General features: G+C 69.8%; 18 protein-coding genes and 1 pseudogene. 9 read left to right on the forward strand and 10 right to left on the reverse strand.

All coding sequences use genetic code 11. The annotated features are described in order from the left end of the window. Positions 1 to 880: 880 nt before the first annotated feature. The 3 genes from RZV17_RS00390 to RZV17_RS00400 form a co-directional block, all read right to left on the reverse strand. Positions 881 to 1,192 (reverse strand): protealysin inhibitor emfourin, encoded by a 312-nt coding sequence (locus RZV17_RS00390; RefSeq protein ID WP_355606242.1) that lies wholly within the window; start codon positions 1,190 to 1,192, stop codon positions 881 to 883. A gap of 455 nt (positions 1,193 to 1,647) precedes the next feature. Then, positions 1,648 to 2,304 (reverse strand): SDR family oxidoreductase, encoded by a 657-nt coding sequence (locus RZV17_RS00395; RefSeq protein WP_355606245.1) that lies wholly within the window; start codon positions 2,302 to 2,304, stop codon positions 1,648 to 1,650. Positions 2,305 to 2,690: 386 nt separating this feature from the next. After that, positions 2,691 to 3,326 (reverse strand): TetR/AcrR family transcriptional regulator, encoded by a 636-nt coding sequence (locus tag RZV17_RS00400; protein WP_355606248.1) that lies wholly within the window; start codon positions 3,324 to 3,326, stop codon positions 2,691 to 2,693. A gap of 261 nt (positions 3,327 to 3,587) precedes the next feature. Between RZV17_RS00400 and RZV17_RS00405 the strand changes: the two genes are divergently transcribed. The 7 genes and pseudogenes from RZV17_RS00405 to proP all read left to right on the forward strand — a co-directional run bounded on the left by RZV17_RS00405 (position 3,588) and on the right by proP (position 11,038). Next, positions 3,588 to 4,724: an MFS transporter gene (locus tag RZV17_RS00405; RefSeq protein ID WP_355606251.1), complete on the forward strand. Its 1,137-nt coding sequence runs from the start codon at positions 3,588 to 3,590 to the stop codon at positions 4,722 to 4,724. A 181-nt stretch (positions 4,725 to 4,905) separates the two neighbouring features. Beyond that, positions 4,906 to 5,376: an NUDIX domain-containing protein gene (locus RZV17_RS00410; protein WP_047693248.1), complete on the forward strand. Its 471-nt coding sequence runs from the start codon at positions 4,906 to 4,908 to the stop codon at positions 5,374 to 5,376. A 369-nt stretch (positions 5,377 to 5,745) separates the two neighbouring features. Then, on the forward strand, positions 5,746 to 6,786 hold the full coding sequence (locus tag RZV17_RS00415) for an AI-2E family transporter (protein ID WP_355606254.1): 1,041 nt from the start codon (positions 5,746 to 5,748) through the stop codon (positions 6,784 to 6,786). 249 nt (positions 6,787 to 7,035) lie between these two features. Further along, positions 7,036 to 8,180 (forward strand): annotated as a pseudogene (locus tag RZV17_RS00420) (alpha/beta hydrolase). A 95-nt stretch (positions 8,181 to 8,275) separates the two neighbouring features. Continuing rightward, complete coding sequence (locus RZV17_RS00425) at positions 8,276 to 8,674, forward strand: host attachment family protein (RefSeq protein WP_039406470.1); 399 nt, start codon at positions 8,276 to 8,278, stop codon at positions 8,672 to 8,674. A gap of 138 nt (positions 8,675 to 8,812) precedes the next feature. Continuing rightward, entirely contained in the window at positions 8,813 to 9,142 is a 330-nt protein-coding gene (locus RZV17_RS00430; protein ID WP_123137600.1) for a thioredoxin family protein, read from the forward strand. Between the two features lie 405 nt (positions 9,143 to 9,547). Continuing rightward, on the forward strand, positions 9,548 to 11,038 hold the full coding sequence (proP, locus tag RZV17_RS00435) for a glycine betaine/L-proline transporter ProP (RefSeq protein ID WP_355606258.1): 1,491 nt from the start codon (positions 9,548 to 9,550) through the stop codon (positions 11,036 to 11,038). A gap of 15 nt (positions 11,039 to 11,053) precedes the next feature. Here proP and RZV17_RS00440 read toward each other — a convergent pair whose 3' ends face one another. After that, on the reverse strand, positions 11,054 to 11,509 hold the full coding sequence (locus RZV17_RS00440) for an SRPBCC domain-containing protein (protein ID WP_179453295.1): 456 nt from the start codon (positions 11,507 to 11,509) through the stop codon (positions 11,054 to 11,056). A gap of 145 nt (positions 11,510 to 11,654) precedes the next feature. Between RZV17_RS00440 and RZV17_RS00445 the strand changes: the two genes are divergently transcribed. Then, complete coding sequence (locus tag RZV17_RS00445; RefSeq protein WP_355606262.1) at positions 11,655 to 12,473, forward strand: EcsC family protein; 819 nt, start codon at positions 11,655 to 11,657, stop codon at positions 12,471 to 12,473. Positions 12,474 to 12,567: 94 nt separating this feature from the next. Here the strand turns inward: RZV17_RS00445 and RZV17_RS00450 are convergent, their stop codons facing one another. After that, complete coding sequence (locus tag RZV17_RS00450) at positions 12,568 to 12,924, reverse strand: hypothetical protein (RefSeq protein WP_355606265.1); 357 nt, start codon at positions 12,922 to 12,924, stop codon at positions 12,568 to 12,570. Between the two features lie 174 nt (positions 12,925 to 13,098). Between RZV17_RS00450 and RZV17_RS00455 the strand changes: the two genes are divergently transcribed. Beyond that, positions 13,099 to 13,734, forward strand: coding sequence for a DUF938 domain-containing protein (locus RZV17_RS00455; RefSeq protein ID WP_355606268.1), 636 nt, complete (start codon positions 13,099 to 13,101; stop codon positions 13,732 to 13,734). A 529-nt stretch (positions 13,735 to 14,263) separates the two neighbouring features. On the opposite strand, the gene RZV17_RS00460 is transcribed toward RZV17_RS00455, so the two are convergent. The 5 genes from RZV17_RS00460 to RZV17_RS00480 all read right to left on the reverse strand — a co-directional run bounded on the left by RZV17_RS00460 (position 14,264) and on the right by RZV17_RS00480 (position 21,559). Beyond that, a complete protein-coding gene (locus RZV17_RS00460; RefSeq protein ID WP_355606271.1) occupies positions 14,264 to 16,063 on the reverse strand; it encodes a carboxypeptidase regulatory-like domain-containing protein in 1,800 nt (599 codons plus the stop codon). Beyond that, complete coding sequence (locus RZV17_RS00465) at positions 16,063 to 18,342, reverse strand: hypothetical protein (protein ID WP_355606274.1); 2,280 nt, start codon at positions 18,340 to 18,342, stop codon at positions 16,063 to 16,065. The genes RZV17_RS00460 and RZV17_RS00465 overlap by 1 nt, the downstream gene beginning before the upstream one ends. After that, entirely contained in the window at positions 18,339 to 19,514 is a 1,176-nt protein-coding gene (locus tag RZV17_RS00470; protein ID WP_355606277.1) for a BatA domain-containing protein, read from the reverse strand. The genes RZV17_RS00465 and RZV17_RS00470 overlap by 4 nt, the downstream gene beginning before the upstream one ends. Before the next feature lie 145 nt (positions 19,515 to 19,659). Next, on the reverse strand, positions 19,660 to 20,556 hold the full coding sequence (locus RZV17_RS00475; protein ID WP_355606280.1) for a DUF58 domain-containing protein: 897 nt from the start codon (positions 20,554 to 20,556) through the stop codon (positions 19,660 to 19,662). A 10-nt stretch (positions 20,557 to 20,566) separates the two neighbouring features. After that, complete coding sequence (locus RZV17_RS00480) at positions 20,567 to 21,559, reverse strand: MoxR family ATPase (RefSeq protein ID WP_047693257.1); 993 nt, start codon at positions 21,557 to 21,559, stop codon at positions 20,567 to 20,569. Positions 21,560 to 21,693: the final 134 nt, after the last annotated feature.

The following is a 21,693-nucleotide window of genomic DNA, read 5'->3' on the forward strand; positions in this document are numbered from 1 at the left end:
GCGATGGCGGGCATGGCGGCAATGCGCAGCGCGGCCACCGGGCGCGCTGCGCCACGGCGGCGCTTGCCAGCGGCGCTGGCGACGCACGGCCTGCCGCGCCGCTGGCGTACCGGTGCAGGCAGGCGCTGCATTGCACCGGGCATGGTGCATGCCGTTGCCGTGCGGCACTGACACAGCGCGTGGCGCCGACGATTGGTCACCCGCACCCGCACCCGCCCCGCACCCGCGGCGCGTGCGTTGTCTGGAGTGTCGGCATCGCCGGCGCATGCCCGCGTGGCCGAACAACAGCCCGTTGGCCGAGCGCGGCAGTGGTGAAGCGCATAACGGTCGACATGCCGCGCTGGCGTTTAGCGTGCGTGCATGCAGTCACCGCTGCCTGCACTGCCGCCTTGGCCGCCACAACTGCGCGCTGGTCAAGCGCTGCAAGGCACGCGTATTTTTGACCGCAGTGCAGCAATGAGCGAGGTGTCTTCAAGCTGACCGCGGCACTGCACGTGGCGCTAACGCACCGCCCCCCACCATGCGTCACCAGCTGTGCAGTTCTAGAGCATCTAGGCAGCTTAAAGGGTGCAGGCATCCGCAGTTGGACCACCTTCGACAGACACCGTGCAGCGTGCGGTGTCTGTTTTCATTTGTGCGGCCGTGCATGACGCGGCATGCCGCAGGAACCCATCGGCGCAGGCGCCGACCCACGCCACCGTGGTGCGCGGTGGTGACAACAGGAGTCTCCCACCGGCCGTACGACGCGCGATGGAAGATGCCCTGGGCCGAGCTGGCGTGTGACCCCTGGGGCAGAGGGTCGATGGAACGTCATACCCCGGCACGGGGTGGCGGACCACAATCGGCGCCAGACACCGTGCGCCTTGCTGCGGTCGCCGGGTTACAGGATGCCCTGCTTCCACAACCGCACGATGCTGGCCGGGGCGTGTTCTTCGGGAATCCGCAGCGGCTCGCTGGCGCCGTCCCAGACGATGCTGAAATAGCGGCGGTCGCCACCACCGGCCTGCGGGCGCGGCAAGGCGTGCTCCAGGCATTGGTCCAGCAGCGTGCGCAGCTGCTGCCGCTGGGCTTCGTCCATCTCATCCATCACCAACCGGCGCTCGCGGCGCATGGCCGGGAAGGCGACCACGCCGCCCTCGCGGGCAAGCCGCAGGGTGACGCCTGCGTCCACCGGTGGGCGTTGTGGGCTCATGCGCGCACGCCCATGGCGCGCCAGGCCTGTTGCACCGCACGCGCCTGGGGGCTGCCAGTGCTATCGGCAGTGGCCGCAGTACCTTCGTTGCGTATCAGCGTACCGGTCAGGGTGCTGCCTTGCCGGGCATCGGAGACCCACCGTTGCATCGCAGGGGTGGCCCAGCGCGTTGGCGCCGCTGCCGCGTCGGGTGGCGCCAGCAGCCCCGGCGCATGGTGCTGGCGCCGCGTTGCGGTGACCTGACGCGACAGCAGCGCACAGCGGCGGGCGTGCTGCCTGGGCCCCACGGTCGGGCAGGTAGGGCGGCAGGACGCCGGCACGGCGCGGCGAGACGAACGCGGACGTAAGCGACCTCCACAGTCAGCAGCGCCCGCGACTATGCGCGGGCCGGCTTTAGAAAATCGTTAGCCCGCCCCGCCTGGAACGCGCGCACCGGGTGGCGCCATGCCCGGCATTCAGTCCAGCTGCGACAGCGCCTGCTGGATCGGGGTCTGCCCGTCGATGAAGCCCACCGTCTTGCCGATGCTGGCCGGGGTGGCGAGTGCGGTGACGATCACCTGGGCCACGTTGGCGCGCGACGCACCGCCGTCGGCGTCGCTGCCGGGGTCGCGGGTGATGCGGCCGGAGGGTGGATCCTGGGTGAGCCGGCCGGGGCCCAGCACCGTCCAGTCCAATGCGGTGCTGCGCAGATGCGCATCGGCCGCGGCCTTGGCTTGCGCATAGGCGAAGAACCCGTCGTCCGGGCCGATGCCGTGTTCCAGCCCGGCCCCGAGATACGACACCATCACATAGCGCCGCACGCGTGCCTGCTCGGCCGCGTGCATCGAGCGGATCGCCGCATCGCGGTCCACGGCATAGGTGCGCGCTGCATCGCCGCCGCCGGCACCGGCCGACCACACCACCGCGTCATGCCCGGCCAGCTGCGCGGCGATGGCCGCGGTGTCCGCATGTTCGATGTCGAACACCACTGGCGTGGCGCCATCGGCGATGACATCGCCTTCGTGCTCGGGGTTGCGGAACACCGCAGTCACCTGATGCCCGCCGCGCACCAGCAGCGGCGTGAGCAAACGCGCGACCTTGCCATGACCGCCGATCACCAGAATACGGGACATATCACCTCCAACAGTGCGCGCCGCACCGGCGCGGAAGGGCGTCATCCTCGCCAACGCGGCGCTAAGGCGGTGTCAGTACAGGCGAAGGCGGAGGCGAGCAATGCGCGCCAGCCAGCGGGTTTTCGCTGGGTCGAAGAACACGCTGGCCACCTGAAGCGCTCTATCACCCAGCGATTGCCGCAGCAGAACCAGGTCTTGCCAAGGGATTGCGATGCCAACGCCTGAGATGCCATACGCCACACGATGCATGTGACTGATCGTGGTCGCGCAGGTGCAGTGACGGGCCTGACGCGTGGCGACACACAGGCTGCGCGTCTTTGAACGGTCAAACGCCTGTGCGGTTGCACACAATGCGTGCGCGTGTTCGGCAATTCAGCGCGAAAGGTCTATCGATCCCGTGTACGGCCAGGCATTGCCTGGCTGGCCTGGTGGTGGTCCCACAGCTGCATCACCTGCGCAATCGCCGCCTCCATTGCCTTGAAGCGCATGCCGTCCCGGGCGAGCGTCGAAAGTCCAAGCAGGAAGCTGTCGAAAACGCAGCTCAAGGCAGCTGCATCGACGTGAGATGCCAGTTCTCCACTGGCAATTGCGCGGTCCACGCAGGCGCGGATGCCTGCGCGCGACCGTGCGCGCGAGCGTGTCAGCGGGGCGCAGAGTGCTGCCAGCTCCGGTGATGGCGCGCTCATGACCCCCAACGCCACCATGCAGCCCTTCGGGTGCCCGCGCTCGCACTGCATCTTGGCCGAGCGCCGCAGGGCCAGCTCCAGCGCCTGCCTTGGCGCCAGCGCGTCATCCCACAGGCATTCGGTGACCTGCGCATAGGTCGCCAGATAGCGCTCCATGCATTCGGTGTAGAGCGCTTCCTTGGAGCCGAATGCCGCGTAGAAGCTGGGCGCGGTGATGCCGCCACCGATGGCAGCCTTGAGCTGGCTCAACGACGTCGATTCGTAGCCCTGTTCCCAGAACAGCTGAAGTGCTTCGTCGACCGCGACATCGCGGTCGAAGGTCCGTGGTCTGCCCATCTGTGGCATAACGCCCTCCGCTTGACATAAATACTATTTGATACATATGTCATTGACAACAGGATGTGCCCGGCCTAGATTTATATCGATCGGTACATATGTTGCGACCCGGCGCATTGAAGCACTCACTGCCCGGGCGTTGCGGAATTACCTGGATCAGTGGCTTATGACGAAGGACATCGTGTGAACTCTCAGAACTCCCCCGCGACCAGCGCGACAGCAGCTGCTCCCTTACCCATCGCCGCCCTGCTGGCATTGGCGATGACCGGCTTCATCTGCATCGTCACCGAGACATTGCCGGCGGGCCTGCTTCCGCAGATCTCCCAGGGCCTGGGCGTCACCCCCGCGCTGGCCGGGCAGACCGTGACCGCCTACGCAGTGGGCTCGCTGCTGGCGGCCATCCCGCTGACCATCGCCACCCAGCAGTGGCGGCGGCGCAACGTGCTGCTGCTGACCATCGTCGGGTTCCTGCTGTTCAACTCGGTCACGGCGCTGTCGACCAATTACGGGCTGACCCTGGTGGCGCGGTTCTTCGCCGGTGCGGCGGCCGGCCTGGCGTGGAGCCTGCTTGCCGGGTATGCCCGGCGCATGGTCCAACCGGAGCAGCAGGGCAAAGCGATGGCGATTGCGATGGTGGGCACGCCCATTGCGTTGTCGCTTGGCGTGCCGCTGGGCACCTGGATGGGCGGCGTGGTCGGCTGGCAGGCCGCGTTTGCCGCCATGTCGGCGCTGACCATCGCGCTGATCGTCTGGGTGCTGCTCAAGGTGCCCGACTACCCCGGGCAGGCGGCAACGCAGCGTGTGCCGTTACGCACCGTGCTTGCCACGCCGGGCGTACGCCCCGTGCTCGCCACGGTGATGGCGTGGATGCTGGCGCACAACATCCTTTACACCTATGTCGCGCCATTCGCCGCACGGGCAGGCCTGGGCGATCGCGTCGACGCGTTGCTGCTGATCTTCGGCATCGCTGCGCTGGCGGGTATTGGCGTGGCAGGCAAGCTGGTGGAACGGCATCTGCGCAGCACCGTGCTGGCGTCGTTGGCGATGTTCCTTGCGGTCTCGGTGGTGCTGGCGCTGCTGCAGACAGCCCAACCGGTCGTGTATGTCTGCGTCGCGGCATGGGGCCTGACCTTCGGCGGCGCCGCGACTTTGCTGCAAACCGCACTTGCCGATAGCGCAGGCGATGGTGCCGATGTGGCGCTCTCGCTCAATGTGGTGGCCTGGAACAGCGTCATCGCCGCGGGTGGCGTGGTGGGCGGTGTGTTGCTGGAGCACTGGGGCGCACAGAGCTTTCCGGCCGCCATGGCGGTGGTGCTGGCAGGTGGATTCTTGATCGCGTGGTCGGCCCGAACACACGGGTTTGCTGCAGGCGTGCGCTCGCCGGTGCCGGGGCATTAGCTGCCAGGCCGCAGACATCACGCGTGTCTGTGCGCGTGGACACAGGCGGATGATCGATGGCGCGCAGCGCCGGTGCAGTACAGATAAAAATCCATCGTCCGCGTCAGCACTGCAGCCTGCCGTGCAACAGCGCCAGATGTCGCAGACGCGTGGCACTCGAAGGCCCACATCTGGGACACTCATGCGCCAGAGTCTGCGAGCGTTTGTGATGCCTACGTCCACCGAGTTACGTCCACGCGTTGGCTGTGGCGCCTTCATCCAGCGTGCCGATGGCCGCCTGCTGCTGGTGTTGCGCGGGCGCGCGCCGGAGCAGGGGCACTGGGGGCTGCCCGGCGGCAAGGTGGACTGGATGGAGACCGTGGAAGCCACCGTGGTGCGCGAGGTGCTGGAAGAAACCGGCCTGCAGGTGCACCCGCAGCGGGTGCTGTGCGTGGTCAGCCACTTCGAGCCGGACATGGACCCGCCGCAGCACTGGGTGGCGCCGGTGTATCTGGCCAGCATCGATGGCAGCGAACAGGCGCAGTTGTGCGAGCCGCAGGTGCTGCTGGACATCGGCTGGTTTGCGCTCGATGCGCTGCCCACGCCGCTGACCCGCTCGGCGGTGCAGGCGGTGCGGCAGGTGCGGGCCGAGCAGGCTGCGCCGGTCGACTGAGTCGCGTTGCCACAGCGGGACGCTAGCCAGACTTGGCGCAAGGCTGGGGCGGAATCGGGAATCGGGAATCGGGAATCGGGAATCGGGAATCGAAGAGAGGCTTGCGACTCAGGCATTGTGATGCGTGCGCGGCTGGCGGGTGTTGGCATCACCCACGACAGGCACACTGGCGCCAGTGTGCCGCATTGGCCCTGCGTGTCAGCGGCCTACAGCGCGCGGCATATCCACGCGGCGACGCTGTGTGGCAGCCGGCGTGATGCGTTCGAACAGCGCCGTTACTGGCACGTGCGGCGCTGTTGCACGGTGTGGCGACACGTTCTTCTCGCTGGCTTCGCTAGGCTCCGGGCTTGTTTTTGCAGTGAGTGGCCCATGCCTTCTTCCGACCTTCGCGCCTTTGCCGTCCGTGTGATCATCGTGCTGGCCCTGGTGGCGTGCGCGTGGATGCTGTGGACGTTGTCGGACCTGTTGCTGATGGTCTTCGGCGCGATCGTGGTGGCGGTGTTGCTGCGGGCGTTGGCCAGCTGGGTGACGCGCCACACGCGCGTGCCGGACGGGTGGGCGCTGGCCCTGGTGGTGGTGGTGCTGACGGTGGGATTTATCGCACTGCTGTGGCTGTTCGGCTCGCAGCTGGCCTCGGAAGTGGGAGCCTTGCAACGCACGTTGCCGCAGGCGTGGACGCGCTTCCACGATTGGGTGGCGGCCGGGCCCCTGGGGCCGACACTGGAAGAACTCACCCGCCAGGCGCCGGCACGCGTGTCCAACCTGGCCCCACGCGCCGGTGCGTTTGCGCTCAGCATCACCGGCGGTGTGGCCAACCTGTTCCTGGTGCTGGCCGGCGCGGTGTATCTGGCCGCGCAGCCGCAGCTGTACCGGCGCGGGGTCTTGCTGCTGCTGCCGGCGCACGCGCGCGCCACCACCGACGAAGCACTGCAGGCCAGCGGCACCGCGCTGCGGCTGTGGTTGCGCGGCCAGCTGATGGCGATGGCGGTGGTGGGCGTGCTCACCGGGCTGGGGCTGTGGGCATTGGGCATCCCCGGTGCGTTGGCGCTGGGCATCGTTGCCGGCCTGCTGGATTTCGTGCCGATCGTCGGGCCGATCGTGGCGGCGATTCCGGCCATCCTGCTCGGGTTTACGGTCAGCCCGCAGATGGCGCTGGCCACCGCGGGCCTGTTCGTGGTGGTGCAGCAGATCGAAGGCAACCTGCTGCTGCCGCTGATTCAGCAACGCACGGTGGATCTGCCGCCGGTGCTGCTGCTGTTTTCGCTGTTCGGCATCGGCATCCTGCTGGGGCCGGCCGGCGTGTTGCTGGCCGCGCCGCTGACGGTGGTGGCGTTTGTGCTGGTCAAGCGCCTGTATGTGCAGGAGGCGCTCGGCACGCCCACCTCCATTCCCGGGCAAACACCGCACTGAACGGCGCACGCCGGCCGCAGGGTGCACGCCCAACGCAGGCCGCTGAGCGAGCGGCCTGACGGCATCGCTGGACACCGCGTGTGGCTCGCCGGGCAAACGCGCTGCGAGGCCATCCCGTCTGCCGGGCGCGTATGGGCGTGCAGCCACCACCGCAGCGGACCGCCGTGGCAACGCCGACAGATCCGGCACAGTGCCGCCCCATGCCCCACCGGTATGCTCGACGGCTGATCACGCCTGGGAGGGCATTGCATGACACGACCGTGCTGGACGACACGTGGGTTGATGGCGCTGATCGGCGCCGCCTGTGCACTGAGTGCCACCGCCGCAGAACGCGCGGCGACGTCGGCGGCCCCGGCGGCGGAGGGTACGCGCCAGGTGGCGCCCTTCGCCTTGCCGGTGTCCGAGTACCTCAGCCCTGCCGCGCGTGCGCATGTACAGGCCGAGGTGGCGCGTGCGGACCCCCTGGCCAAGGCCGACAACGCCACCTTGCTGCAGCAGCTGCCGCGCATTCGCGCCGATACCGAGCGCTGGGCCGAAGGCGTGGTTGCGCAGCTGCGCACGCGCTATGCGGTGGAGGTGACGCGCGAGCGCTGGAACGAGGTGCCGGTGTTGCGGGTGGAGCCACGCACACGCACGCCCGAACAGGCCCGGCGCCTGCTGATCGAGCTGCATGGCGGCGGATTCATCATGGGCAGTGCGCAATCGTTCGGGTTGATGGAGGCCATCCCGGTGGCAGCGATGACCGGCATGACGGTCATCGCAGTGGATTACCGGATGGGCCCGGAGCACCGCTTCCCGGCGGCCAGCGAAGATGTGGCCGCGGTGTATCGCGCCGCGCTCCAGCGCTATGCGCCCGAGCGTATCGGCCTGTTCGGCTGCTCGGCCGGCGGTGTGCTCACCGGTGAGTCGCTGGCGTGGTTTGCCAAGGAGCGCCTGCCGATGCCGGCGGCAGCGGGCATGTTCTGCGCGGCCGGCGATGCGCGCTACCGGGGCGATTCGCGCTATGTGGCCGCTGCGGTCAACGATGCCTTGCTGCCCGACGCGGCGGGCAGTTGCCGATCATGGAAGACCTGTATTACGGCGAGGGCGTGGACTTCCACGACCCATTGGTGTCGCCGGTGTTCTCCGATGCGGTGTTGCGGCAGTTCCCGCCCACCTTGCTGATCACCGCCACACGCGCGGCAGAGCTGAGCACGGCCGCGTACACGCACTCGCGCTTGATCGACCTGGGGCGCGAATCGGACCTGCATGTCTGGGACGGCCTGGGCCACGGGTTCCATTTCACCGAGACCTTGCCGGAAAGCCAGCAGGCCCTGCGCGTGATGGCGCGCTTTTTCAGCCGCCATCTGGGATTGCCGCCGCCGCCATTGGCAGCGCCACTAACGCCGCGCTGACGCTGGCTAGGCACCTTGCTTACATCTGCTGACCTAGGTTGAGGCCGACTGGGTGCGGCACACGCCGCACCGATCATCGAAACAGGAGAAATCGGATGAGTCTGCAAATTCCTCAGGGTGCCTTGGTCGTGGTAGCCGACGGCGGCGAAGCGCGTTGGTTCACCAATACCGGCAACGAAGCCAAGGTCGTGCTGCGCCAGCACGCGCGCACCGACGTGCAGAACGTCGACGACGATGGCCCGGCCGGCAAGGCACCGCAGGATCTCACCGAGGCGGACCTGGACGAGATGACGTTTGCCAAGCAGCTGTCCAAGGCCTTGAACGATGGGGCATTGAAGCAGGAGTACACGCACCTGGTGCTGGTGGCCGACCCGACCACGCTGGGCCGCGTGCGCCCCCTGCTGCACAAGGAAACCCAGCAGCGGCTGGTTGGCGACCTGGCCAAGGACCTGACCAACCTGCCGCTGGAAGACATCCAGCGCGCGCTGTCGTAAGCGGCAGGCGCAGCGCCTGCCGCCGGCGCCCGGCACCTGATGTACGCCGCGTACACTCCGGTACCCGGGCGCCGGTACGTCACAGGTGCGCCTGCGCGTAATGATGTGTTCTCACTCAGCGTCACGGAGACAGTGCAGATGGGGTTTGTTCGCGACTACGCCACGCAGGCACCGGAGCGCAGCGACATCGATGCGCATCGCGGTGTGCAGGTGCTGGAATTCGGTACCGATTGGTGCGGGCATTGCATTGCCGCACAACCGCTGCTGCAGAAACTGCTGGGTGGCTATGAGGCGATCGAGTACCGCAAGGTCGAAGATGGAAAAGGGCGCCCGCTGGGCCGCTCGTTCCGCGTCAAGCTCTGGCCCACCGTGATCCTGTTGCGCGATGGCGAAGAAGTCGCCCGCGCGGTCCGCCCGCAAACGCGCGAGGACCTGCAGCCGCTGTTGTCGGCACTCGACCTCGGCTGATTGCTGGCCTCGGCTAATTGCCATAGGGGCGCACCGGGGCGCGAAGGGCATCACCGATACCGCCGTCGCGGCCGGGTGCGCTCCTACATGCGCGTGCGTAGCGGTGTGCGTGTGGACCGTCTGCAAAACCCCGCAAAAACGCCCCAAATCCAGCGCCATATGCAGTCGCGTCTGCAGCGATCTGCACGCTGGTGTAACATGGCGCACTGATCAAGCCCTTGGGCATACGCCCATCTCGTTGGTCATCTGTCCCGCAGCGCCGCTGAGTTGACGCGGCCGTCCGGGAATGCCTCCGGCCACTCCAGTGCATGTGCCTGTGCCGTGTATGCGTGATGTGCCGTGTCCTGTGCAGGTGCCGGGACGTGCGGGCAGCGGTGGCCGCAAGCCAGTCTGGAGACCAAGCTCATGCACGACACGCGCGCGATCCGTTCGCATTTCGGTTGGTTCAAACGCCGCCGCCAGCTGCACCTCGACGAGGTCACCGTGGTGGACCGCAGCATGCTGCGCAGGGCGGTCGGCGCCGCCGCGCTGGGCAATGCGATGGAGTGGTTCGACTTCGGCGTGTACGGCTACCTGGCGGTGACGTTGGGCCAGGTGTTCTTTCCGGCGAGCAATCCCACGGCGCAGCTGATCGCCACCTTTGCCACCTTCACCGTCGCGTTTCTGGTGCGGCCGATCGGGGGCATGGTGTTCGGCCCGCTGGGCGACCGCTACGGGCGGCAGAAGGTGCTGGCGGCCACGATGATCCTGATGGCGCTGGGTACCTTCAGCATCGGCCTGATTCCGTCCTACGACCGCATCGGCCTGTGGGCACCGGCCCTGCTGTTGCTGGCGCGCTTGCTGCAGGGGTTTTCCACCGGCGGCGAATACGGCGGCGCGGCGACCTTCATTGCCGAATACGCCACCGACCGTAACCGCGGCCTGATGGGCAGCTGGCTGGAATTCGGCACCCTGGGCGGCTATATCGCCGGCGCCGCCACCGTGACCGCGTTGCACATGAGCGTGACCCCGGCGCAAATGCTGGACTGGGGCTGGCGCGTGCCGTTCCTGATCGCCGGGCCGCTGGGTCTGCTGGGCCTGTACATGCGCATGAAACTGGAAGAAACCCCGGCCTTTCGCGCCTACACCGAGCAATCGGAACAGCGCGAGCGCGAAACTGCCGGCCAGGGCCTGATGACCTTGCTGCGCCTGCACTGGCCGCAGCTGCTCAAGTGCGTGGGGCTGGTGCTGGTGTTCAACGTCACCGACTACATGCTGCTGACCTACATGCCCAGCTACCTCAGCGTCACGATGGGTTACGCCGAGAGCAAGGGCCTGCTGCTGATCATCCTGGTGATGCTGGTGATGATGCCGCTCAATATCGTCGGCGGCCTGTTCAGCGACAAGCTGGGCCGGCGCCCGATGATCATCGGCGCCTGCATTGCGTTGTTTGCGCTGGCCATCCCGTGCCTGTTGCTGATCGGCAGCGGCCACGATGGATTGATCTTCGCCGGGCTGATGCTGCTGGGCCTGGCGCTGGTGTGCTTCACCAGTTCGATGCCGTCCACGCTGCCGGCGCTGTTCTACACCCCAGTGCGCTACAGCGCGTTGTCGATCGCCTTCAACGTCTCGGTGTCGTTGTTCGGCGGGACCACGCCGCTGGTGACCGCCTGGCTGGTGGAACGCACCGGCGACCCGCTGGTGCCGGCGTATTACCTGATGGGTGCAGCGGCGATCGGCCTGGTGACCATGCTGTTCGTGCGCGAGACCGCCGGCCTGCCGCTGCGGGGTTCGCCGCCGGCGGTGGCCAGCGATGCCGAAGCGCGCGCGTTGCTGCAGTCCGACAGCCCGGTGACGGTGGATGCGCAGTTGCCGGTGCCCGCGGCACCGTCACTGGGCCAGCCGCGCACGGCCTAGCGGCACGGCGCGCGACTAGCGCGCGGGGCTGCGGGGGGCGGGCACGTCCGGATAGGGCGTGCCTTCCCCGGTTTCGACGTAGCGCTTGAGGCTGCTGCCCAGGAAATACTGCCAGCCCTGCGAGCAGGCGTCGAAGCACGGCGACTCGCGGTACCCTGACTGCACGAACTCCACCCGCGTGCCCTGGCTGGTGGAGATCAGATCGAAGCGCATCACCGTGCCTTCCCAGGCCAGGGTGTCGAGCATGTTGGAGCGCTCGCAGTGCCAGCACACCAGCCGGTGGTCGGCGCCGTCGTCGATGCGCAGCTCCACCTGCCAGCCGTGCCCGCTCCAGTCCAGGCACACGCGGCCGTCCACCAGCCGCACCTCACGGGTCCACCAGCGGGCCAGCTGGGTGGGCTCGGACAGCGCGGCGGACACCACTTCCGGCGCGGCGGCAATCACGATGCTGTGGCGGATCTCACGGTTCATCTGGTGGGCATTGCCTGCGTGGACGCCGATGATCGCGCATTTTGCCGGCATCTGCAGCGGTAACCGAGTTTGCGCACGCCGCTCGTCCGACGCTCACGCGGGGCTGGGTACCATCGGCCCAGGCCCCCTACGAGCGAGAGCAGGCATGACGACGCTTCCGATACCGGTGATGGACGCTGCCGCGCAGCGCGACCTGGCCACCGCCCACGCCTTGCTGGAAAACCCCGGTGTGGCGGCCCAACTGGCCAACGCCCTGGGCGCGCCGATCGAGAGCCTGATCACCAAGCGGCTGCCCAGGATGGTGACACGCAGCATCGACGGGGTGACCCGCCGCGCGCTGCAGGTGGCGATGAAGTCGGCGCTCCTGAGCCTGCGTGGCAAGACCAAGCCCCTGCAGCCGGCGTCCACCACGCGCCACACCATGGCGGTGGCGGTGGCCGGCGGCGCTGGCGGGTTTTTCGGCCTGCCGGGGTTGATGGTGGAGCTGCCGCTGACCACCACCGTGATGCTGCGCTCCATTGCCGACATCGCGCATGCCGAAGGCGAATCGCTGCAGGACCCGGAGACCGCGCTGGCCTGCCTGGAAGTGCTGGCGCACGGCGGCCGCAGCGTGGTGGATGACGGCGCCGAGTCGGGCTATTTCGCGGTGCGTGCAGCGATGGCGCAGCAGCTCAGCGCCGCCGCCCGCCACGTGGCCGCGCACGGTTTTGCCAGCAAGGGCGCACCGGCGCTGGTGTCGCTGGTCGCGCGCGTGGCTGCCAAGTTCTCGGTCAACGTGGGCGAAAAACTCGCCGTGCAGGCGGTGCCCCTGGTCGGCGCGGTCAGCGGTGCCACGCTCAACACGGTGTTCATGCGCCACTTCCAGGCGATGGCGCGCGGCCATTTCATCGTGCGCCGGCTGGAACGGCAGTTCGGCGAAGAGGCAGTGCGGCGCGCCTACGAGGCGTTGCCTGCGGCGCGGTGAGGTGTGGCGCGGTGAGGTGTGGCGCGGTGATCGACCAGGCTGGGCGTGCCTGGTCGATCCTCTGCCCATGGACACAATCTGTCGCAGGCTTGAGTCAGATTGGTTGCGGCGTGCAGAGTGCCCGTGCGGTGGCAGAGCCGACAAATTGGTTGTTCGCATTACTCACCATGACCGTGGCGTTGATGAAGGCACTGGTGCGTGGGCAGTAGAAAGAACAATCGGAACTGTTGGTGCAGTTTCTGGGAAAGATGGCGCCTGCAGTGTTGCTGAAACTCCAGGCGTATTTGAACGGCTGGGGGGACCCCGGGCTGTCTACTCCCGCCCAACAGTAATCGCTGCCTGTGCAATCAAGCAGTACCGTTGACGCTTGCGCGTGAGCGCTGGGCGCGGAGGCTAGGCTAGCAACAGCCAATAAAATACTTGCGGTGCAAAAAGTAACGGCCTTGTTCATGCAGATGTCCTCGTGAGTAGATCCCCCTCGCCGATAGTGGCGCGATGGGTAGCCAAGAGATGGGATGGATGTCCACATTTCGTCTACGGGGCAGGGAAGAAAGCCTGATCGTCAAGCTGGTCACTTGACCTCGCATCTCGCCACATAATTGGGACTTCAAAGGTCTTAAGCACGATGAATAAACCGTTCTCCCCCGCCTCCGCGCGCAACCGCGATCCGATTCTCCAGGTGCTGCAGCAGCACTTCGCCGACCGCCGGCACGTGCTGGAAATCGGTGCAGGCACCGGCCAGCACGCCGTGCACTTTGCCGCGGCGATGCCGTGGTTGCAGTGGCAGGCCAGCGACCATGCCGATCATTTGCCAGGCATGCAGCAGTGGCTGGAGGAGGCAGGGTTACCAAACACGCCGGCGCCGATTGCGCTGCAGGCCGTGCCGAGCCCGTCGCCCGGGCTCGCGCCATCCCCGCCATTGCCGGTGCTGCCGGATGGCGGGCATGGCTACGATGCGGTCTACAGCGCCAACACGCTGCACATCATGGGCTGGCCGCAGGTGCAGGCACTGTTCGCGGGCCTGCCGGCCGTGATGGCGCCGGATGCGGTGCTGGCGATCTATGGCCCGTTCAACCGCGATGGGCGATTCACCAGCGACAGCAATCGCGCCTTCGATGCGATGCTGCGCGAACGCGACCCAGCCTCGGGCATTCGCGATGCCGACGCGGTGGATGCGTTGGCAACGGCGGCCGGGTTGCAGTTGATCGACGACGTGGCATTGCCGGCGAACAATCATTGCCGGGTGTGGCGACGCGGGTAGCCTCCGCCGCGTCGGGAGGAGCGATGCAAAGCCCGGTCGATCTCCGAGCAAAGGCCATGCATCGGCGCCACGAACGCGTCATCGACACGCCAGGAAAGCCCCAGCCCCTCGCGGTGTCGTGCAGGCCTCGAGGTGCTCGAACACACGACGCTGTCGACCACATGCTCCCTTCTCCCTCCGGGAGAAGGTGCTCGAAGGGCGGATGAGGGTTCGGGCGAAGCCTGCAGTGCGTGCCAACCAGGCTTCGCCCGTACCTTCACCCCAATTCCCGCTCCGCGCCCGGCCCGCGCTGGCAGCGCAGGCGCTCCAACGCACACGCGCCAATGCCGCGCAAGCGATGCTCGCCCCAAGTGACGGCCGTGAACGCCTCGCACTGCACCCCTTCCTGCCGGCGATGTGCGGCGCACGCAGCAAACGGCATCGGTGCTGAGCTGTGCATTGAACCGACCCAGGCCCGCAGCGACACAGCGACCGCGCGCGCCCAGGCGCGCGGGAAGCCGGCGCGCACCGGCTACGCGCGCGGTGACGCCTACCCCTGCCTGCCCGCAGGCATCGGGCGATCCGCACGCCACCGCTCCAGCCACCACAGCAGCGCGGCGGCCACTACAAACCCCAGCCACCACGGCCAGCGGGGGCCGGGCTGCGGTGCGGGCTGCGCCTGGCGGGTGGCATTGCTGGGGGTGACCAGCGCCAGGGTGGCGTCGCGTTGCGTGTTGGCAGACAGCGCGGGGGCGTCGGCGGGGGCACGGATGTAAAGGGCACCACCGCGTTGCGCGTCCTGCCAGCGATACCAGCCGGTGTGCTCTGGCCAGAGGCCGGCGCAGGCGGCCGGTCCGGTGGCCGGGTCCGGTGGCAACGGGGCAGTGGTGCCGTCGGGCGCCTGCAACTGCGCTGCGCTGCCCAGGTTGCACACGCCGATGCGCTGGTTGCGCCAGCCGGTGCGGGTGGCCAGGCGTGGTGCGGGGTGGGCGCGGGCCAGGGGCGAGAGCGTCTGGCTCCACAGCGCGGCGTGCAGTGCGGGCTGGCCCTGCAGCACCAGGCGGTAGCTGTCGGTGAGGGTGATCAGGCCGATCCGTCCGCGCCCATGCGCACGCCACCACGCCGATGGCGCGCCGTTGGCGGTGCGCAGCACGGCGATGGCGTCGTCTGCATCGGGGACCAGGGTGCGACGTTCCAGCACGGGTAATGCCGGCACTGCGCTACCGTCGGTCCCTGTAGCGGGTTGCTGCGCCATCGCCGCGGCAGGCTGCGGCCCAAGGGCAGCCGCCATCTGCACCGGCGCGCTGGCGTCATCGCCACGCAGCGGCAGACCAAGCTCGGCAATGGCGCTGCGTTGTACGGCATCCAGTGGGCCGGTCAGGCGCAGCAGCAGGCCGAGGCCGCGCTCGACCGCGGCGCGCAGCGTCATGCGTTGCGCGCGCGACAGCGCGGCCAGGGCACGTTCGTCGATGACCAGCAGGTCGGTGCGGTCCAGCGTGGCGGCGTCCAGCACCCGTGGGGCGTCGCCCAACTGCGCGCCGCCGCCGGTGGCGATCTGGGTGTGCAGCTGCAGGCCGGCGTCGTGTGCCCAGCGGCGCAGGTACTTGAGCTCCGGCTGCGGCGCGCCGGCAAGGATCCACAGGGCGGCGGCAGGCGTATCGACGGCCGACACCGGCACATCGGCCCGGTCGCGCGGGCGCCCGTCCGGGCCGAGCACGCGCACCACGAAGACGCTGTCGCCGGCGGCGCGTACGCTGCCGGTGAGCCGGAAGCGTCCGGCGCTGTCGGGGGCGACCAGGTCCACGCGGCGGCCGGCCGGGTCCAGCAGTTCAACGGTGGCTGCAGGCAGGCCGGTGATCCGGCCGGCGATGGCCACGTCGTCACCCGGCGCCGCCAGCGGCGGGGTGACCAGCTCGGTCAGGCCCGGGGTGGGGGGCGGCGCGCTGTAGTGCAGCGGCCAGCCACGTGCCGCGTCGCGATCGCGCGCGGGCAGGCCGGCGCCAACGATGCGCAGCCCGGTGGTGCCGGGATGGCGGCGCAATGCGGTGGCCAGATCGGGCATGCGCTCGGCGTTGCGCAGGCCGGGCGGTGCTTCGGGCAGCGCGATGAGACGGTCGCCGGGCGCCAGCGCGAGCGAGGCCATGCCGGCGCCGGCGGTGGCCACCACCAGGGGGCCGCTGCGGCCGGGAAGCGGCGGCGGGAGCAGCGTGCAGTACAGCAGCGCGGCACACAGCGGTTGCAGGGCGAGCAGGGCGGCCTTGCGCCAGCCGGCGATGCGCGCAGCGCGCAGGCGCCACCACGCCAGCAGCGTGATCAGGGCCAGCAGGACCATGACGGGCCAGGCGGGCATCAGCGGCGCTCCTGTGCGTGCAAGGCATCCAGATATCGCTGGCCGCCGGCATCGGGGGCCGCGCGCGGCTGCACGGCGGCCGGTGGGCGCACCAGCACCGGCCAGAGCAGCGCGCGGAGGTGCTGCCGGCAACGGGCGCAGTCGGGCGTGGCACGCAGGGTCTCGACGGCGGCGGCCAGATCCAGCGGCGCATCGAGCTGGCGCTCGTGGGCGGCCAGCCAGCGCGCGAAGGCATCCAGCGCGGCGGCATCGTGCATGGGTGCGGCCTCGCCCAAGGCCTGCCAAAGCGCCATCGGTTGCGGGTCGGGGCGGGTGCGCGCATCCAGCGCATCGGGGCCGGGGCCGATGCCATCGCGCTTGCCGCTCATGCGCCGGCTGGGGTCGATCGGCGGCAGCTGCGTGCCGACCCGCGCCAGGTAGATGCGCTCGGCCTGCTGCACCTGCTTGATGAAGCCCAGCGCCTTGTTGGCGAAGGGCAGGGCACGCTCGGGGTGGCCCTGGCGTAGCTCGCCTTCGGACTGCCACATCTGGTCCAGCGCAGCGCGCAGCAGGGCGCGGGTCTGCGGGTCGAGCAGGGTGGCGGCCTCGGCGTGATCGTGGGTATGGCCGTACTCGGCCAGCACGTTCTCCGCCTGGCCGAAGCTGCTGCGTTCGGGCCGGCCGTTGCCGCCGCCGTGGTCGTGGTCGTGGTCGTCCAGCGCGGCGGCGCCGGGTTCGGCGGTGCTGGCCTTGTCGTGATCGTCGTGGTCATGCCCGGCGTGCGCATGGGTGTCTGCAGCAGCGGCGGGCGCGCTTGGCGCGTCGGCGGTGGGCATGTCGGCAGTGGGCAGATCGTCGGCGGGGGCGTCGCTGGTGGGTGGCGCGTCGGCGGTCGGCGGACCTTGCGGCGCGCCTTCGCTCTCTTCGCCCAGGAACTGGCCGTAGCGCAGCCGCAGCAGGCGCTGGTCCACGCCGATGGCGTCGGAGCGCTTGAGGAACGTGGCCGCGTCCAGGCGCGGCTGTTCCTTCAGCAGGGCCTCGGCGTCGATGATGATCTGGCGCTGGCTGCGGAAGTAGGCCGGCAGGGTCTGCTTGACGCTGGCCTCCAGGCTGGTGGCCATGGTCTGCTCCGGCGGCGGCCAGCGCAGGATCACGCTGGCGCTGCGGCCTTCCTGCGGGCCGGGCTGGCGGGTGTCGTGGACGATGAGTTGCGCGATCAGGTCGTCGCCAGCCGCCATGCCCAGGGCCTGCGGCTGCAGCGTGGTGGCGAAGCTGCGGCGGGTGGCCGGGCCGCTGCCGGTGAGCGTGCGGCGCTGGGTGGTGAAGGTGATGTTTTCGCCGCTGCCCTGGGCCAGGGTGAGCCGCAGCTCGGCGCTGGCGGCCACGGCGTAATCGTCGCTGGCTTCGAAGCGCAACGCCCAGCTGCCATTGGCTGGCGTCCACAGCACCAGGCTCTGCTCGGGCGCGAGCACACGCACCTGCGGTGGGCGATCGGGCAGCACGTCCAGCCGATGCAGCTGGCGGTCGGCCGGGGCGTTGTCGATCAGGATGCGATACAGGCTGGGGCGTTCGGCGATCCAGTGGCCTTGCCAGTGGTCGCTGCCGCCTTGCCGGGCAAGCGGGATCAGGCGGCCGTCGCTGAGCCGCAGCGCCACGCTGCGTGGCGCCGGGCTGACCTGCAGTTGCCAGTCAAGCCGGGTGCCGGCGGGCACCCGCGCATCCAGCCCAGGCAGGCGTGCCGCCGGCAGACCGGTGTACGCGGGCGGGCTGCTGCGCAGCAGCGCCTGACGCAACGCCGGGGCGCCGCGATCGGCACGCGCCGCGGCCACGCGGTCGCTGCCTGCGGCAGGCGGATGCGGGCGCGGCGGCCACAGCAGGAGCGTGCCGCAGGCGATCAGCCCCAGCAGGCTCCATGGCCAGGCGCGCCGCCACGGCCAGGCCGGGCGCAGGTCGCGCGGGGAGCTGCGCAGGCGTTGCTCCAGCCGCTGGCGCTGCAGCGCCTGCAGCGGGTTCAGCTGCGCGGCGGGCGCGAACAGCAGGTCGCTGCTGTCGTCCAGATCCGGCTCGCGGTCCAGCCGGCGGATCAGCCAGGCCTGGTCGAGCCGACGCACCTCCAGCGCTGCCACGCCGAGCACTGCCAGCAGGCCCAGGAGCAGCAGCGGAATCACCGCTGCCGGCGCACCGGCCCGCCACGCCAGTACCGCCGGCACCGCCGCCAGCGGCAGCCCGAACAGCAGCACACCTGCGGCCTGGCGCCGCCGTGCCGCCCGCCACGCCTGCTGCAGTGCCGGCGTGCTCATGCGGCGTTGGCCCGGCGCGGCGAGGTGGCGAGCCAGCGTTCGAGCGCGAACAGCAGCAGCACCAGGCCGATCAGCCACGGCGCCAGCGGCCATGGCGGTGTGGTCAGCCGGATGGCGGCGCCGCGCTGCGGCTGCTGGGTCTGTGCGGGCGCGCGCTGCGGCAGTAGTGGCGGCTGCAGCGCGGCGCGCAGGCGACTGGGGAAGTCGGCCTCCAGTACGGCGGGCAGCTGCTGCGGCTGCAGCGGCGCCACCCAGCGCAGCACGCGGCCACGGCCGAGTGTTGCGCCCTCGATCAGCGGCGGCCCCTGTGCATCGGGCAACGGCTGCAGCGGGGCGGCCAGTGCAGGCGGGGCCGGGCTGCGCGCCTCCAGCAGCAGGTGCCCGCCGTCCGCGACCCAGGCCATCACCGCCGCCGGCGGCGTGCTGTGCGACAGCCACGCCACCACCATGCCGGGCGCCCAGCGGGCCGGAGCCGCCGCCGCGGGCGTCGCGACCGGCAATGCGCCCGGCAACGCCCAGGCCGCATGCACGGCGCGCAGGTAACGCAGGGCTGGTGCATCCTCGTCGTCGGCCACCACCTGCAGGCGCAGCGGCGCACCTGTGGCAGGGCCGGCAGTCGGCGACTGACCGGGCAACACCCGCCACTGCAGCACCCGCGACACCTGCACCCGCTGCGCATCCAGCGCGCCCCACAGCGTGGGCACGATCACGTACAGCGGCGCCTCGGCCGGCAGGCTGGCATCGAACTCGCGCAGCAGGCTGGCGACCGGTTGCGGCGTGCCGCTGCCGGATGCGCCGGCAGCGGCGGCAACCGGCGGAAAGTCCGGCGCCAGCCAGTGCCAATGCGCATCGTTGGGAAGCGGCAGGGCGCGCGCGGCGGCCAGGTCAACGCCCGGGCTCACCACGATGCGCGGGCGGACATCCGGTGGCGCGCGCCGTGCCGGTTCGGCCAGCAGCACGGCCAGGACGGCCAGCAGCAGCAAGCGCACCAGCAGCAACGGCAGCTCGTCCAGGCGCACGCGATGACGCGGGCGCGGCAGTGCGCGCAACCAGCGCAGCGCGGCAAAGTCGGTGGGCCGGTGCTCGCTCCGCCGCGCCAGATGGATCAGCAGCGGCATCAGCAGGGCCGCCAATGCGGCCAGCCCGGCGGGGAAGAGCAGCAGCAGGTTCACCGCCACGCTCCGGCGTTGCCGCAACACGGCCGTGCCGCGGCTGCGCTGCAAGAGCGTGGACGGTGCCGCTGCGCGGCGGGGGTGCCGGCCGCTGACCGGCTGGCCGCCAACCACGCCCGCCGCACGGCGCGCTGCGCCCGCACGCTCATCGCGTCATGCCCCGGGCAAACACCTGGCGCAGGGTGGCGTCGGGCGGTGCATCCAGATAGTGCACGGCATGCGCGATGCCGGCGGCCTGCCAGCGTGCCTGACGCGCGCGCTGGGCGGCCGCAAAGCGCTGCAGGTAGTCGGCGCGCATCGCCGCGCCATCGCCGAGCAGCTCCTCGCCGGTTTCCGGGTCGCGGAAGCGGTGGCCGCCATCGAACGGGAAATCGCGCTCATCGCAGGTCAGCACCTGCAGCTGCACCACGTCGCGGCGGGCGGCGGCGAATTTTTCCAGTGCGCTGGCCAGTTCTTCATCGAAGCCGTCGCCGATGGACAGCAGCAGGTCGTGTGCGGCGATGCGTTCCCATAACGGACGCACCGCATCCAGCCCCGGCCAGCGGCCACCGGCGCGCAGGCCGTGCAAGGCCAGCCACAGCCGGTCGCGCTGGCGGCTGCCGACACCGGCCGGCACCGCCACCAGGCCGCCGCCATGCAAGGCATACAGCCCGACGCGATCGCCCTGCTGCAGCGCCACCTCTGCCGCACAGGCGGCCAGCGTGGCCATCGTGTGCAGGCGGGTGTCGTCCGGGCGCGCGCTGTCGGCCTGCCCGGCCGATGCGGTGGCATCGAGCAGCAGCCACACGGTGAGCGGGCTTTCGCGCTCGGCTTCGCGCACGAAAAAGCGGTCAGAGCGTGCGTACAGCTTCCAATCGATCTGGCGCAGCGCATCACCCGGTTCGTAAGCGCGGTATTGGGCGAATTCCAGACCGGCGCCGCGGCTGCGGCTGGCGTGCTGGCCGATGCCGTGGCCGCCCTGGGCCTGACGCGCCCGCAGCTGCAGGCCGCGCAGGCGGCTGCGCACGTCGGCTGGAATCAGCGCCGGCAACGGGGCGTGCATGTCGTTGCGCTCAGCCCGGGTACGGCACGGCATGCAGCAGCGCGGCGACCACATCGTCGGCGCTGCGCTGTTCGGCCTCGGCGGCAAACGACAGCAGCAGGCGATGGCGCATCACCGGTGCTGCCAGCGCCAGCACATCCTCGCGGGTGGCAGCCAGGCGCCCGTGCAGCAGGGCACGGGCCTTGGACGCCAGCACCAGCGATTGCCCGGCGCGCGGGCCGGCGCCCCACTTGACCCACTGCCGCACCGCGTCGCCGGCCTGCGGGCCGGGCCGGCTGGCACGCACCAGGCGGTTGATCCAGGTCAGCAGCTCCGCGCCCACATGCACATCGCGCACCTGTCGCTGCAGCGCCTGCACACTGGCCGCGTCCATCACCTTGGGCACCTGCGCGCTGGCGCTGCCGGTGGTCTGGCTGAGGATGTCGCGCTCTTCCTGCTCGCTGGGGTAATCCACCCGCACGTGCAGCAAAAAACGATCCAGCTGCGCTTCCGGCAACGGGTAGGTGCCGGCCTGTTCGATCGGGTTCTGCGTGGCCAGCACGAAGAACGGCGACGGCAACGCATAGGTGGTGCCGGCATAACTGACGGTGCGCTCGCTCATCGCCTCCAGCAGCGCGGCCTGGGTCTTGGGCGGAGTGCGATTGAGCTCGTCGGCCAGCAGCAGGTTGGTGAAGATCGGGCCCTGCTGGAAACGGAAATGCCGATGTCCGGTGCCATGGTCTTCTTCCAGCAACTCGGTGCCCAGGATGTCGCTGGGCATCAGGTCGGGGGTGAATTGCACGCGGCGGAATTGCAGTTCCAATGCCTGGCCCAGCGAGCGCACCAGCAGCGTCTTGCCCAGGCCTGGCGCGCCTTCCAGCAGGCAATGGCCGCCGGCCAGCAGGCCGATCAACAGTTGCTCCACCACCGCGTCCTGCCCGACCACGGCCTGGGCCAGCGCGGCACGCAGTGCGCCAAGTTGCGAGAGCTGGGCGCTGAGGGTGTCTTCGTTGGGGGAAGTCATGGGAAACGTCTCGTTATGTGGCTGCTGGTGTAGGAGCGCGATGGCGCGCGATGCGGCGTTATCGATACGGCATCGCGCGCAAGCGCGCTCCTGCAAAGGCGTACGCGGCTGGCGTATGCGACGGCGGATGGCTG

The sequence above is a fragment of the Xanthomonas cannabis genome, from assembly GCF_040616535.1.
GTDB lineage: Bacteria > Pseudomonadota > Gammaproteobacteria > Xanthomonadales > Xanthomonadaceae > Xanthomonas > Xanthomonas cannabis.

Excerpts from the sequence above, each read along its gene's own strand:
- RZV17_RS00390 (WP_355606242.1), bottom strand. The coding sequence starts at position 1,192 with ATGAGCCCACAACGCCCACCGGTGGACGCAGGCGTCACCCTGCGGCTT.
- RZV17_RS00395 (WP_355606245.1), bottom strand. The coding sequence starts at position 2,304 with ATGTCCCGTATTCTGGTGATCGGCGGTCATGGCAAGGTCGCGCGTTTG.
- RZV17_RS00400 (WP_355606248.1), bottom strand. The coding sequence starts at position 3,326 with ATGGGCAGACCACGGACCTTCGACCGCGATGTCGCGGTCGACGAAGCA.
- RZV17_RS00405 (WP_355606251.1), top strand. The coding sequence starts at position 3,588 with ATGACCGGCTTCATCTGCATCGTCACCGAGACATTGCCGGCGGGCCTG.
- RZV17_RS00410 (WP_047693248.1), top strand. The coding sequence starts at position 4,906 with ATGCGCCAGAGTCTGCGAGCGTTTGTGATGCCTACGTCCACCGAGTTA.
- RZV17_RS00415 (WP_355606254.1), top strand. The coding sequence starts at position 5,746 with ATGCCTTCTTCCGACCTTCGCGCCTTTGCCGTCCGTGTGATCATCGTG.
- RZV17_RS00425 (WP_039406470.1), top strand. The coding sequence starts at position 8,276 with ATGAGTCTGCAAATTCCTCAGGGTGCCTTGGTCGTGGTAGCCGACGGC.
- RZV17_RS00430 (WP_123137600.1), top strand. The coding sequence starts at position 8,813 with ATGGGGTTTGTTCGCGACTACGCCACGCAGGCACCGGAGCGCAGCGAC.
- proP (WP_355606258.1), top strand. The coding sequence starts at position 9,548 with ATGCACGACACGCGCGCGATCCGTTCGCATTTCGGTTGGTTCAAACGC.
- RZV17_RS00440 (WP_179453295.1), bottom strand. The coding sequence starts at position 11,509 with ATGAACCGTGAGATCCGCCACAGCATCGTGATTGCCGCCGCGCCGGAA.
- RZV17_RS00445 (WP_355606262.1), top strand. The coding sequence starts at position 11,655 with ATGACGACGCTTCCGATACCGGTGATGGACGCTGCCGCGCAGCGCGAC.
- RZV17_RS00450 (WP_355606265.1), bottom strand. The coding sequence starts at position 12,924 with ATGAACAAGGCCGTTACTTTTTGCACCGCAAGTATTTTATTGGCTGTT.
- RZV17_RS00455 (WP_355606268.1), top strand. The coding sequence starts at position 13,099 with ATGAATAAACCGTTCTCCCCCGCCTCCGCGCGCAACCGCGATCCGATT.
- RZV17_RS00460 (WP_355606271.1), bottom strand. The coding sequence starts at position 16,063 with ATGCCCGCCTGGCCCGTCATGGTCCTGCTGGCCCTGATCACGCTGCTG.
- RZV17_RS00465 (WP_355606274.1), bottom strand. The coding sequence starts at position 18,342 with ATGAGCACGCCGGCACTGCAGCAGGCGTGGCGGGCGGCACGGCGGCGC.
- RZV17_RS00475 (WP_355606280.1), bottom strand. The coding sequence starts at position 20,556 with ATGCACGCCCCGTTGCCGGCGCTGATTCCAGCCGACGTGCGCAGCCGC.
- RZV17_RS00480 (WP_047693257.1), bottom strand. The coding sequence starts at position 21,559 with ATGACTTCCCCCAACGAAGACACCCTCAGCGCCCAGCTCTCGCAACTT.